11 protein-coding genes are annotated in these 12860 nt (G+C 51.0%); 2 read left to right on the top strand and 9 right to left on the bottom strand.

Features of this window, described 5'->3' with window-relative positions; translation table 11 throughout:
* Positions 1-41: 41 nt before the first annotated feature.
* From N0M98_RS06815 to N0M98_RS06790, 6 genes are all read right to left on the bottom strand, one after another.
* The gene (locus tag N0M98_RS06815; protein ID WP_259617367.1) at positions 42-302 is read right to left on the bottom strand and encodes a GntR family transcriptional regulator; all 261 of its coding nucleotides are present in this window, start codon (positions 300-302) and stop codon (positions 42-44) included.
* Between the two features lie 108 nt (positions 303-410).
* The gene (locus N0M98_RS06810; RefSeq protein WP_259617348.1) at positions 411-1736 is read right to left on the bottom strand and encodes a Gfo/Idh/MocA family protein; all 1326 of its coding nucleotides are present in this window, start codon (positions 1734-1736) and stop codon (positions 411-413) included.
* 32 nt (positions 1737-1768) lie between these two features.
* A complete protein-coding gene (locus N0M98_RS06805) occupies positions 1769-2902 on the bottom strand; it encodes an extracellular solute-binding protein (RefSeq protein WP_259617347.1) in 1134 nt (377 codons plus the stop codon).
* A 152-nt stretch (positions 2903-3054) separates the two neighbouring features.
* Entirely contained in the window at positions 3055-4110 is a 1056-nt protein-coding gene (locus tag N0M98_RS06800) for a response regulator transcription factor (RefSeq protein WP_259617346.1), read from the bottom strand.
* Positions 4110-5921 (bottom strand): sensor histidine kinase, encoded by a 1812-nt coding sequence (locus N0M98_RS06795; RefSeq protein ID WP_259617345.1) that lies wholly within the window; start codon positions 5919-5921, stop codon positions 4110-4112. The genes N0M98_RS06800 and N0M98_RS06795 overlap by 1 nt, the downstream gene beginning before the upstream one ends.
* A gap of 268 nt (positions 5922-6189) precedes the next feature.
* Positions 6190-6486, bottom strand: a complete 297-nt coding sequence (locus tag N0M98_RS06790; RefSeq protein ID WP_259617344.1) for a DUF4177 domain-containing protein — start codon at positions 6484-6486, stop codon at positions 6190-6192.
* A gap of 173 nt (positions 6487-6659) precedes the next feature.
* On the opposite strand from N0M98_RS06790, the gene N0M98_RS06785 reads away from it, so the two are divergent.
* Entirely contained in the window at positions 6660-7205 is a 546-nt protein-coding gene (locus N0M98_RS06785) for a TetR/AcrR family transcriptional regulator (RefSeq protein ID WP_259617343.1), read from the top strand.
* A 171-nt stretch (positions 7206-7376) separates the two neighbouring features.
* Here the strand turns inward: N0M98_RS06785 and N0M98_RS06780 are convergent, their stop codons facing one another.
* The 3 genes from N0M98_RS06780 to N0M98_RS06770 form a co-directional block, all read right to left on the bottom strand.
* A complete protein-coding gene (locus N0M98_RS06780; protein WP_310943262.1) occupies positions 7377-9122 on the bottom strand; it encodes a Rieske (2Fe-2S) protein in 1746 nt (581 codons plus the stop codon).
* Positions 9123-9313: 191 nt separating this feature from the next.
* Positions 9314-10627: a (Fe-S)-binding protein gene (locus N0M98_RS06775; protein ID WP_259617342.1), complete on the bottom strand. Its 1314-nt coding sequence runs from the start codon at positions 10625-10627 to the stop codon at positions 9314-9316.
* Positions 10624-12036: an FAD-binding oxidoreductase gene (locus tag N0M98_RS06770; protein ID WP_259617341.1), complete on the bottom strand. Its 1413-nt coding sequence runs from the start codon at positions 12034-12036 to the stop codon at positions 10624-10626. Before N0M98_RS06770 ends, N0M98_RS06775 begins: the two co-directional genes overlap by 4 nt.
* A gap of 259 nt (positions 12037-12295) precedes the next feature.
* Here N0M98_RS06770 and N0M98_RS06765 point away from each other — a divergent pair, with 259 nt between their 5' ends.
* Positions 12296-12766 carry an alpha/beta hydrolase gene (locus tag N0M98_RS06765; protein ID WP_259617340.1) on the top strand — a complete coding sequence of 157 codons (471 nt, stop codon included), beginning with the start codon at positions 12296-12298 and terminating at the stop codon, positions 12764-12766.
* The last annotated feature ends 94 nt before the right edge of the window (positions 12767-12860 follow it).

Below are 12860 nucleotides of genomic sequence, written 5' to 3'. Positions count from 1 at the left end.
AAGCGCTTCATTATACTTTTCATCAAGAGTCGGAAAAATGATCATGCCATAGACGCCGATTCCTCTGAATTTTTCGATCGATCTTCGATAGAAGCGGCGTACTTATTGTTTTTACCCAGTATTTGATTCGTAATGTCATTATCCGATACGAAGGTTCCTTTGCCCTGGACTCTGACAACAATTCCCTGGTCCGCCAAGCTTGTCAAGGCATTCTTTGCCGTAATACTGCTCACATGATACTGATTCATCAATTCGCTTTCAGACGAGACCCGATCGCCCGGCCGCAAAGTTCCTTCGCGTATCTGATTAACGATGTATATATTTCTAGAAAAAGACTAAGAGCTATCCCTACGCCATGAATGGCAGAAGGATAGCCCTTTGTTTACCTTATCTTATTTGTTTACCTTATCTTATTTACCTTGTTTCACCGCTTCTATGCCGCCGATTTCTATCATTCTGCCTTCCAGGCGCGAATGCTCGCCGGCAAATCCGATCTGATGCCCGTAAATCGATTTTTCCAAAGAGGTAGAGGAAATCGACGGCGCTTCCCCTCGCAGAACTCTCACGAAATCGGCTACTAGCAATAAATCTCCGCCGCCGTGGCTGTCGTTCGTAACCGGCACCTCAACCCGTTTTTCCGAATACTCGTGTCCTTTGCGCGGATCGGGATGCCGGATGACAAAGCTGCCGTCCTCCAAAACGCCGGTTATTTCTCCCTTCGTGCCGATGATGTGAATGGTGCGGCATGGCCTGGAGGTTGCTCCTACCATATTGTGGCTCGCCGTACAGCCGTTGTCGAACTCAATGATGACCGACTGATGGTCCACTACATCGTTGTCGCAATGCCATACGCATCGGCCGTACGGATTGTCCGTCCGCAGCGATTCGATGCGCTGCTCCAGGCTCGGCTCCGATCCCAAGTACGAATTATCCCATACATAAAAGCCCCATCGCCCTTGATCGATATAATGCTTGCGCGCGGAATAGATGCAGCTTTCCTCTATTTGACAGTCGACCAAGCAGCGCTTGCCTGCGCCATGAGGCGCGTTTGCCGGCTTAAACTGCAGCAGCCCGCCGAAGCTGCTTACCTTGCTTGGCTTGTCGCCAACCATCCAGGAAATAATATCCAGATCATGACAGCATTTGGCCATCAGCATGGACGACTTGCATTTCTCTACCGAATTCCATTTCCCCCGAATGAAGGATACCGCCATATGATGATAGCTTACATGCTCGGCGGTTTGGATATTTACAATGTCGCCGATTTCCCCGGAGGAGACGGCTTCGCGGATCGCTCTGTAGAACGGAGCGTACCGCAGCACATGACAGATCATGACGGTTCGTCCATATTGGGTTGCCGTCTGATACAGCTGCAGCATTTCCTGCTCCGACGTAGCAATCGGCTTTTCGAGAAGAACGTCATAGCCGGCCTTCAGCAGCGGAAGGGTCGTTTGCACATGGAGATCGTCCATGGTTCCGTTAATGACCGCGTCCGCCAGTTTGGGCGCGCTTGCCAGCTGCTCCACCGTTTCAAAGCAGCAGCTGTCATTCAGGCCAAATTGTTTGGCCGTCAGCTTCCTGCGCTCCGGGTCCGGCTCTACGACGCCCGTTACTTGCAGCTCGTCCGGATGCTTCTTCGCATAGGAAGCATACAGCAGACTGCGGTGTCCTGCCCCTACAATAACGACGGTGATCGGTTTGCCGCTCTCCGATCTTTCGCAATGCTCAACATTCATCGCTCTTCATTCCTTTCACTGTAAGCTCTTGATTATTTTTTATTTTTCGAGTTGTACCATTCGGTAGCTTCTTTAATAATTTGATCTCCGCCACGCTTCTTCCAATCCTCTACAAACTTATCAAAGCTGTCGATCGGTTCTTTGCCGGTAATAATTTTTGCCGCCATCTCCATCCACAGGCCGTTTTTGCCCAGCTCCGGCTTCGACAGCATGGTCGGCGTTATCGGCATACCGACGCCATCGTTGACGCGTCCTTCATTTTTAGCGACACTCAGCGCGTTCAAGATCAAATCGGAATCCTTGCGGCCCTTCATAAATTCCTCGTTGGCCAGATAGGACGGCCCGACAAGACGCAGAAACATTAAGTGCATGTTTTCTTTATTGATTGCATCCACGGTAGTTGCATATTTATATTGGATCTTCGAGTTTTCCACCGTATAATCCTCGTTCTCCAAGCCATAATCCAGAAATTTTTGGGCTTCATCGGAGTAAAACCAATCCAGAAACTTAATCGCCGCTTCAGGATTTTTATTCGATTTAGGGATGGCCCACACATTGCCTACAGATGAGCTGAGACCTGTCCCTCCTTTGCCGTCGGGACCGACCGGCGCCGGGATATTGATGAGCGAGGACGAAGGCTCGGTCTGTCTGACCTCCGACTGCCATTTATCCGGATAGCTCGGGTCATGGACCCACATGCCGACTCTTGCTGCGCCTTTAATTTTCGCATCCCAATCTTTGCCCTGCTGCACGAATATTTCGTTGTCCATCAGCTGCTCTTTGTAAAGGCTGCGGTGAAGCTCCAGAGCGGTCTTCATTTGAGAGCGGATCAAGTTCGGAACGACTCGTTTAAACATCATTTTTCGCACTTCGTTCAACAGCAGCGAAAGAATAATGGGCGCCGAAAATCCGAATATGAGCTGATACAGGCTGATCAAAAGCGTATTGCGCAAAATCCGCGAAAATTCGGGGTACGCAAACAAATGTTCAAAATGCTTCAAACCGACAAACGGACTGCCCGTCACTCCTGAGAACACATTGTAATCCTGGAAAGCGATTACATTCCCGGCAATCGGGATGTAACGGAATATAACGAAAAATAACACTCCCGGCAAAATCATCGAGTAGACTTGCCAATTTTTCCATACAATCGATTTCCTAATCATATTACCACCTCATCTGTCGAATCATCCGGATAAGAAGATCATAAGCGCTTTCATGCAAACCGTACATGCCGTTTCTTTAGAAAACCTGCGTTTTTTTCTGCGGCTTCTGCAGATTGCGGCCAAATGAAAAAACCTTGAAGCTGCTCAAGGTTCTATTCAACGCCGATTCTTTTTCTATACTCTCTTGGGCTATATCCGAAATGCTTCTTGAAGGTTCTCGTAAAATGGGGATAATCGCTGTAGCCTACCGCTTGGGCCGCTTCGTACGTTTTGCAGCTCGAGTTATGAAGCAGCTCCTTCGCTTTCTCCATGCGCAGACGGGTCAAATATTGCACGAAGCTTACTCCCACCGCATCCTTGAACGACTGGCTCGCGTAGGATAAAGACATGTTCATCTGTCCGGCGATCGTTTGCAGCGACAGTTCCTCGTCCATGTAATGCTCCTCGACGTAAGCCACGGCCTGTTTGATTACGTGAAAAGCGCCGTGATTCCGCTTGGCCTGGACGCTCCGCACATGCGCGCTAACGCCGTCTTCCAGCAAACGCCATGCTTCAAGCTGCCCGAATGCTTCCTGGAACCGGTTGAAATCTTCGCCGCTCGGCTCAAGCAGCGTATATTTCTGCAGCTCCTTCCCTATAAACAGCAGCAGCTCATAGCATAGATGCTTAAACTGAGCCGGATCGGCCGCTTGTTCCGTACATTGAACATAAATGCCGGCCAGCTCGATCTGAATTTGTTTTTCGTTCAAGTCCCAGATCAGGTCGGCTATCCGCTGCCCGGACGTTTTACAGTACCACAGCCAGCTGCTTCTTTCGGAGGCCATTCTGGCTTTAGCGTCCAGCTTGCCGCGGATTTTCCGCAAAACCTGATCCAGCTGCTCCGGCCGAATCGGTTTCAACAAATAATCGGCAACTTCGGATTGCAGAGCCTGCCTCGCATACTCGAACTCCCCGTAACCGGATAGGATGACAATCTCGCACGGCAGACCGCGTACTCTGCATTCCCTGATCAGCTCCAGCCCGTCCATGACCGGCATGCTGATATCCGTAACGATCAAGTCGGGCGGGTTCTGCAAGGCCAGCTCCAATGCTTCCCGCCCGTCCTCCGCCGCTCCGGCTACCGTAAAGCCGCTGCCCGTTTCCGAAATCAGCTTGTGCAAGCTTTTCTTAATCATGTACTCGTCGTCGACAATTAACACTTTATACATTAGGCCAGCTCTCCCGTCTCATGCATCTTCCCGGCGGCAGCCGGCAGTATGACCTGGATAACGCTCCCGAGCTCGTCAGATTGCAGCACTTGAAGGCCGTATGGAGCGCCGAACAACAGCCTGATCCGCTGGTGCACATTGCGAAGTCCGATCTTTGTCGATACTTCATCCTCCCCATCCTTCATCGCCGGCTCGGATTCTTCCTTCAGAAAAAAACGGTTATAGCTGTCCATCGTCTCCCGGTCCATTCCTTTTCCTTTGTCTATGATCCTGAGCAGGTAGCGGTCATCGCTCCATTCCCCGGCAATGCCTATATAAGCCGGTTTAAGCCGATGCTTCTCGTAACCGTGGCGAAAGCAGTTCTCGACAAGAGGCTGAAGGGATAACCGCACCGCTTGTACATGCGAGATCGCTTCTTCGTCGATATGCATCTCGATGTGCAAATAAGGGAAACGCTCCTTTTGAATTTCCAGATACGTCCAAACATGTCCGATCTCGCCCTTAAGCGAGATAACCTGCATCGAATCGCCGATGCTGAAGCGGAACAAATCGGCAAGCGCCGTAGCCATTCGGCTGATCGGCATCACTCCTTCGACAATGGCGTAGGAATTGATCATTTCCAACGTGTTATACAGGAAATGAGGGTTTACTTGGGATTGAAGCGCTTGCAGCGCCGATTCCCTCTGTTTGATAACCAATTCCCTCTCCCTGATCTGGGACGTATGCACCTCTTCGATCAATCTGCGCAGCTCGCGGACCATTTTATTAAACCCGTGATACAGATTGCCGATTTCATTGCCCCGATGCTCGGGGGCCGTGACGCTCAGGTTGCCGTTTTCCGCTTGTCTCATCAGCCGTTCCAGCTTGGAAAGCGCATTCGTAAGCGAAAGCGAGAAGCCCCCGATAACCAGGATGACAACGGATGCAAAAATAAGCCCTCCCCATATGGTCACATTGCGCAAGGACAGCAGCTCGGCGGTCAATTCATGAATGGGAACCTGCGAAACGATAGTCCAATCCGTGTAAGGAGACTTATTAAATACGACCAGATCTTTCGAGGAGTGCTCGGAATGAATAAAAGCGCCTTGCTCGAGGTGTTGAATTTGCTCGGAATACCAATCGGGTACCGAAGCGCCACGCATCGACTTATCCGGATGGTATATCACCTGCCCTTTGGCATCGGCAATCCAGAGGAATCCGGTTTGGCCGATCTGAATCTGATCGACAATTCTGGATATTTCATTTAACCGCAAATCGATGATCAAAACGCCGTTCGTCTTATATTCGGACGCATCCTTGAACTTGCGGGTAATCGTCAAGAGCGGAATGTTATCATGCCAGCGAATCCCTACAACGGAATAGTTTTTAGTAGCCGGCATGTCCAAAAATCTCCGGTAGTCTTTCTCCGATAAAGACGAGCCCGAGCTGGAAACGGAAATCCCTTCGTCGGAAAAAATGCTGAACGAATAAATTTCCGGACGTCCGAACACGACCTGCTGCAAAAGCTCGTCTTGAATTTTTCTCGTCATCATAAACCGCTCGAACGATTGATCCGGGGTCAGCTTCATAAAGTCCCGGATCAGCGGATGCGTAATAAGCGGAAACGTCGTCCGTTCCAAATCCATAAAATAAGCGTTCAAATGCTCGTTGACCTGCTTCACGATCTGCTCGTTAAAATCAACCGCCGTGCGCTCTATCGATAATGTGGATTTATCGTACCATAGCTTCCCGAACACGAGCAAAGGAATACATACAAAAAATATAAACAAAGCAATCAACTTCGTGCGTATGGATAAATTCTTTTTCCCCATGTGCTTGTGATCTCTCCGTGATGAGAAATTGGAATCGCAAACCCGTATCGTTCGTTCGTACCGACCCATTGACATTTAGAATAACATAGTATTTAAGGTTGTTGTAACCATTTTATAAAAAAAATTTATTGCATATGTCCGTAAAAAAGCCGCCGAAAGGCAAGTGTCCTGCAGCAGCATGGCAACGAATTACTTACATTTTTTTCCTGCAAAAAAAGACAAACGGGCGGGTCTCAGCCTCCCATTTGCCTATTTTGATGCAGTCTGCTTATTTTTTTCTTTTGAACACGCAGATGACTTCCTTTGAAGACCCTTGGTGTTGGCTCGTGTCAAAACATGATACCAGCTCCCACCCGTTTGATCCCATCGCATTGAGTTCGTTGTCGAATTCTTCTACATCCAGCTTTCCTCCGGTAAAAAAACCTTTGGTGAAAAACTTCAGCGTTCTATATTCCCATTGTTCCATAATTGCATATTCCTTCCTTTTGCTCGGATCATATAAAAAAGCGATGAGTGCCTTGCTATCTTGCTTGGCAAGCATTTCAAGTATATTGTACCATACCACAGAAACCTCCGGAATATTTTCCGGAAGTCCCGCATCTTCCCTCCGTCCCCCTTATCCTCACTATAAAAACAACAGCTTATGGTTATCGAAATATATTTGATTAATCAACTTACGTTTATTATTATTAAAGCAAGACGTTTATTTTCTATATGAAAGCTTGGGGGATATGTACGATGGCAAAAGTGGATCGGAGAATTCTGAAATCGCAAGAAGCTATGAAAAAAGCGGTGATTGAATTGATGACGGAAAAAAATTTCGATGAAATTACCATTCAGGACATTGCCGATCGGGCAAATATTAACCGCGGGACGATTTATCTTCATTATCAGGACAAATTCGATTTATTGGATAAGCTCATAGAGACGCATATTAACGAGTTAAGGGAAATGGGTGAATGGGCTTGCAAGCTGGATTGGTACAGCGGTCTTTTGCCCTTTTTTGAATACTTCGAGAAAAACTATTTATTCTTTTCGACCATGTTGGCGAGTAAAGGGGCTCCTTCGTTTCGAACGCGGCTTCTCGATTATATTACGGAAGGATTCAAAGGCGAGATAGATAGAGAAAGCGGCAAAAATGCCGATTTAAGCGAAGAGGTTATGCTGCAATATGCCGGAACCGCTTATGTCGGCGTCATTGAATGGTGGATCAAAAACGGCATGCCGCATCCGCCGCAAGTTATGGCCAAACAAGTTGGAGTCATGCTGGAGAGATCGCTCTGACGAATGGCCGGCATCGCCTATTCTCTAGCTGCAAGACGTCCTTCCATCGGCGATCGGCAAGTAAAGAAGCACGCCGGTACCGGCGCGCCTCTTATGAATACCGGAGCGGCAAATACCGGCGTATTTAACCCGGACTGATTGCTGCGCATGCGTTCATCTATATCCCCTTGCTCAAGACTCTTCGAATAATTTCTCTCCCTTGTGCAATCGCCAGGCGATCTTCGCATTGCGCGGCAGATCCCGGGGAGTCGGGGCATGAGCGGCCAAGTAACGGGTAGCTGCGAACAATAGCGTTTGTTTGGCCCGTTCGGCCGACTCCCCGCTCGCGGAATCCCACCGTTCATATTCGGCAATAGCGGCTTCAAGCATTTGGAAGGAATGAAATTCGGCGTCTTCCCTCAATAAGGCGTGACCGAGCGCGTTGATCAGTTTAGATGGCTCTCCGCCCGCCTGCAAGAAACCGGCGACCCAATCGAAAGCTTCGTTAACCTGCTGACGCTTATCCATAATATCCAGCAAGCCCGAGGCGTTCAGCGGGTCTATGCCTGCTTTCGGTTTAGGCTTGGGCGCGGCAGGTACGTTCAAGAACCGGTCCAGGTAGAGACTTACGGCGCCGTAATAAACCGCGCGAAGGAGCAGCGGATGCCGGCTCCGGTTCAAAATCTCATGTACCGCATGCGCATAAGTGAACGTATGCAGTACGGCAATCCAATCGCCGAAATCGTTTTGGGTATGAAACCGGCAAATGCGTTCCGCAGCCGCAAGAGCAACGAATTGAGCGATTTGCACCGGGGAACAGCCGTCCGTCAGCAAATCGGTTATAGCCTGGATCGTCTCCAGCGGCTGATCGCCAAGCAGCAGCTTCAGCAATCGTTCTTCTTCTTCCTGGCTTAACGCTCTGGCGTCATGAAGCGAATTCAGCTGTTCAAGAGAGAGAAATGCCTGCTTAAGCGGCTCGACCAGGTTGACCGGGGATTGCCATTGATGCAGCTCTTCACTCCGCGTCGGATTGCCGAGCAGAGGCACCAGCGATGTAAGAATGCGTTCTTGCTCCGAAGGATCGGCCAAGGCGAGCGCTTCGAAAGCTTTGTTATGAAAATCGAGCGTATGGCCGCCGTCCAAATAAAAATGATCCGTTACCGCCAGCAGCATCATTTCCATGATGCGCTCATGCGTGAAGCCCCGGCGTATGGCCGTCAGCAGCACTCTCTGGGCGCCTTGGGTGTCTCTAACCTCCAGACAATTCCGATACCAGGCAATCAGCCGTTCTTCGCTCACTTCGCTGGCCGGCAGCGGCGTCAATAGATGGCGTTCCGCGCGGCTGGAGCGATTTCCGGCCACTTGATGCAGCCCATGATAGAGGGCGAGGATTTGAGAGTCCTTGTCCAGCTTCGGCAATATGCGGGTCATCGCGGTCAGAATCGTTAAGTCAGCCCCCCAGCCCGTCCCGTACTGCACGCCGAAAGCAATCCCGGCCCGCGCTATTTCCGGCGCAGCCACGCCGGATTCCATGAGGCCTACGACAGCCTTGGCGATGACGATTCCTATATTCTGCTCCAGTCCCTCCTGGAGCCGTGCCATATATTTCTCCCGGTTATACGCGTTCTTGGGAAGCGGGTTGACCCAAATCTCCCCGTCTGCGCATAACACTTCATGCGAGGAAACATCGTCCGCCCAAGGATCAAGCGTACCGCCGCTGCATACGTCAAACCGCGCATGATGCCAATGGCATGTCAATATGCCTTCGCAAAGGCTGCCCATATGGAGAGGAAAGCCAAGATGCGGACAGCGATTATCTACCGCGTACACGTTATCTTCGTGATAAAATACGGCGATCCCGCCTTTAATAACAATAGACCGCTGCTGCTTAAGCGCTTCCAATGAGCCGGCGTGCGTCCATTTATCCATTGTTTTCATCCGTAAACCTCCTCAGCTTTTCGGTGTGAGCTTTGTCCGCCCCTATTCATTATAACAAGGAGAATACCCGGCATGGCGAAAATTTGGAAAAAAATCCGTTCTTTACAACCGCACTTGCTGATTTTAATCAACGTATGTCTATATTTTAAGCGAACTCGGGATCATTGCAATCGTCTGGCCGCGAAAGCAGCTCAGGAAATTCCCGCCGCTTCCGCAATATATTCGACCAGATGGAGCGCACGCACAGAACCGGATAAACCGGCTCTTTCAATGCCTAATTTCATTTGCAGCAAGCATCCGGGATTCGTGGTAATGACCGCGGCGGCCTTCGTGCCGGTTACATGCTCCATTTTCCGGTCCAAAATGTCAATAGAGGCCTCGTAATGGACGATATTATAAATTCCCGCCGAGCCGCAGCACATCTCCGCCTCTTTCATTTCGATCAGCTCGACATTCGGAACGCTGCGGATCAGCTCAAGCGGTTCTTGGGTTACTTTCAGAACGTTGGTCATATGGCAAGAACGCTGGTAGGTCACCTTCTCCGGCGGATGATCCGCGACAAGGACGCCGCCGCACCATACGAGCAGCTGGGAAATGTCCTTCGATTTCGCCGCGAACCGCTTCGCCCTCTCCGACCACTGCGGGTCGTCGGCAAGCAAATGGTCGTACTCGGCTAGCATCGCGCCGCAGCCGCCGGCGTTGTTCACGATATAGTCCGCCTCTCCCCATTCAAAAGCGCGTTCAAAAGCGGCGATATTTCTTCGCGCGAGCGATTTGCTTTCGTCCAATTCTCCGGAATGGGCATGCAGCGCCCCGCAGCACGTCTGGTCATCGATCACGACGACGTCGCAGCCCGCTTCCGCCAGCAGCTTAACGGACAGCTCGTTAATGTTTCTGAACATCGCATCCATCACGCAGCCGGAGAAAAACGCAACCGTAAACTTCCGTTTTCCTTTGGCCGCAGTAAACCGCGGGAGATTCCGCCGTTCTCTCGGGGACACCGCAGGCGGCGTCGCCGCTTCGAATTCGCCCAGATGTGCGGGCAGCCTGCTCATGACGCCGCTTTTTCTGGCGACGGCTTGCAGACCGCTCTTCTCATACAGCCATTTGCCGTTTCCGATGAGATTCATCGCCAGGCGGCTCGGAAACACCTTTTTGAACAGCGTGTACCGCAGTATCCGCACCGGCAGGGAATACGACTTGCGCCGCACAATCGCCGCCCGTGCCGCCTCCAATATCGCGCCGTACTCCACTCCTGTAGGGCATGCCGTTTCGCAGGCGCGGCAGCCGAGGCACAAGTCGAGCGGTTCCTCGATGACGGAAAGATCCGTAATTTTTCCTTCGCCCGCCATCTTCACCAGGTTGATGCGCCCCCGCGGAGAATGCGTTTCCTTCCCCATCGTCGCGTAGGTCGGACAGGCCGGCAAACAATATCCGCACTGCACGCACGCGTCCGTCTTCTCGTATTTCAGTTCTCGGCGCAGCGCCACAAGCTGTTCGTTCATTCGCTCAACACCAGCTTTTGTCCCGGCTCGGGAAAAATTTTACCGGGATTCATAATATGATTCGGGTCCCACGCTTCTTTAATCCGCTTCATCATGTCAAGCCCGGCCGCTCCCAGCTCCATCTCCATGAAAGGAGCCTTCATCGTGCCGATGCCGTGCTCTCCGGACAAGGTGCCACCGAGCTGGACGGCCGCTTCAAAGATTTCCGCGACCGCCTGCTCCACCCGCCGCATTTCCTCCCGGTCCGACTTATCCGCCAAAATATTCGGATGAAGGTTGCCGTCCCCCGCATGGCCGAAAACGACCAGCTCAATGTTATACTTCGCCTTGATCTGTTGAAGCCGGCGGCACATTTCCGGGATTTTACTGCGCGGAACGGTGGCGTCTTCGGAAATTTTGGTCGGCTTGATTCGGACAATCGCGGGAGAGACGAGCTTCCTCGCCTTCCACACCTCGTCTTTCTCGATTTGCGTCCGGGGAATCCGCACCTCTCTAGCCCCGGCCTCGCCGCATACCTTGGATACTTGCTCGGCCTCGTCCTTAACGGCAGACGGATGACCGTCCAGCTCGATCATAATCATCGCCTCGGCGTCTTTCGGCAGGCCCGACGGCTCGTAGTTTTCCACGGCGACCATGGATGCTTGATCCATCAGCTCCATTTTGGCAGGCAGTATGCCCGAGGTCAAAATTTTCGATATCGCGCTCCCCGCATCGATAAGGCTGTCGAAGATCGCCATCACCGTCTCCGAGGCGGGCGGCTTGGGGATGAGGCGCAAGTACGCTCGCGTAATAATCCCCAGCGTGCCTTCGGAGCCGACGATCAGCTTGGTCAGATCGTACCCCGTGACGTTCTTCACGGTCCAGCCGCCGGTCCGAATCAGCTCGCCCTGCGGCGTAATCACTTCGAGCCCGATGACGTAATCCTTGGTCACCCCGTACTTCAAGCCGCGCGGACCGCCCGAATTTTCCGCCAAATTGCCGCCGATCGTCGATACATGAGAGCTGCTCGGATCGGGCGGGTACATCAAGCCCTTCTGCTCGGCTGCTTGATGAATGCTCGCGGTCAGTACTCCCGGCGACACGACGGCGACCAAGTCCTCCTCGTGAATCTCCAGCACCTGATTCATCACGGACAAATCGAGCACCATGCCGCCTTTCACCGGAAGCGGTCCCCCGCTTAAGCTGGTCGCCTGCCCGCGCGGATATATCGGGACGCCTTCGCGGTTAGCCAGCTTAACCAGCCCGATCAGCTCCTCGACGCTTTGCGTCTGGATAACGACATCCGGCAAATACGTGCCGAAGGAAGCGTCAAACGAATAGCTGTACCTGTCGCTTTCGTCCGTCAGTACCCTTCCGGTTTTGACGATGGATTTGATCTCCTGGATATGGGAAGCGTTTACTGCTTTCAACCGTTTTCCTCCTCATCTATGAATATGCATTGGATTTTGGCCGGCCCCGGCTCTTCCAGTCACTTATTTGTAATAGAAATTGTTCCATAATAATAGATCAAAATCAATCCTTGTTTTGATCTTCCCAGCGCTGCCGAATCCGATTTCGGTAAAAATACGCGTATTTATTCGGAAAATGGTAAATTTAATTTCATCCAAATATAGGAATAAGAAAATAAAATGGATATGTATATATTTTCTTCACTTAGGAGGAGAACCGGTGCTCAGCCTTTTTACCCAATCGAGATGCAGATTATTTGTCTTGGCGGTTTCCTTACTCTTCGGAATTGTAGGCATTTCGTGTTTGGTTATCTTCCAACCCCAAAAAGCTGAAAGCATCTTATCCGAAGCCATTCAGCAATCAGGCTGGTCCGTAGCCGCAATTAATTATAGAGGCTTTGGCTTAAGCGAAGGGGCTCCGACTCAAGAAAACGCATTTAACGATGCTGCTCTTATTTACGATTATTTCATTCAGCGGCAAGATATTGACCGTGAAAGAATCGTCCCCATGGGATATAGTCTTGGAACGGGGGCGGCCGTTCATTTATCGAATCTTCGGGCAACGAAAGGAACGGTGCTTGTCGCTCCCTTTCACAATCGTACGGACAAAATAAGCCGTTTGTTCCATCTATCCTATTTTCCCATGTCCGTCATTTTTAAGCAGCCGTTTAATTCCATATCCGTTCCATGAGGCTTGTTGACAAATGGGGAGGCAAAACGTATACAAAAACAATTGCCGGCGCCGACCACTTCTTGTTGTTTACTAGAGATGAGGCTTGGACGGA

The organism is Paenibacillus doosanensis (genome assembly GCF_025060755.1).
Lineage (GTDB): Bacteria > Bacillota > Bacilli > Paenibacillales > NBRC-103111 > Paenibacillus_S > Paenibacillus_S doosanensis.
Note: the sequence above shows the minus strand (reverse complement) of the source record. Positions and strands in the feature narration are given on the sequence as shown.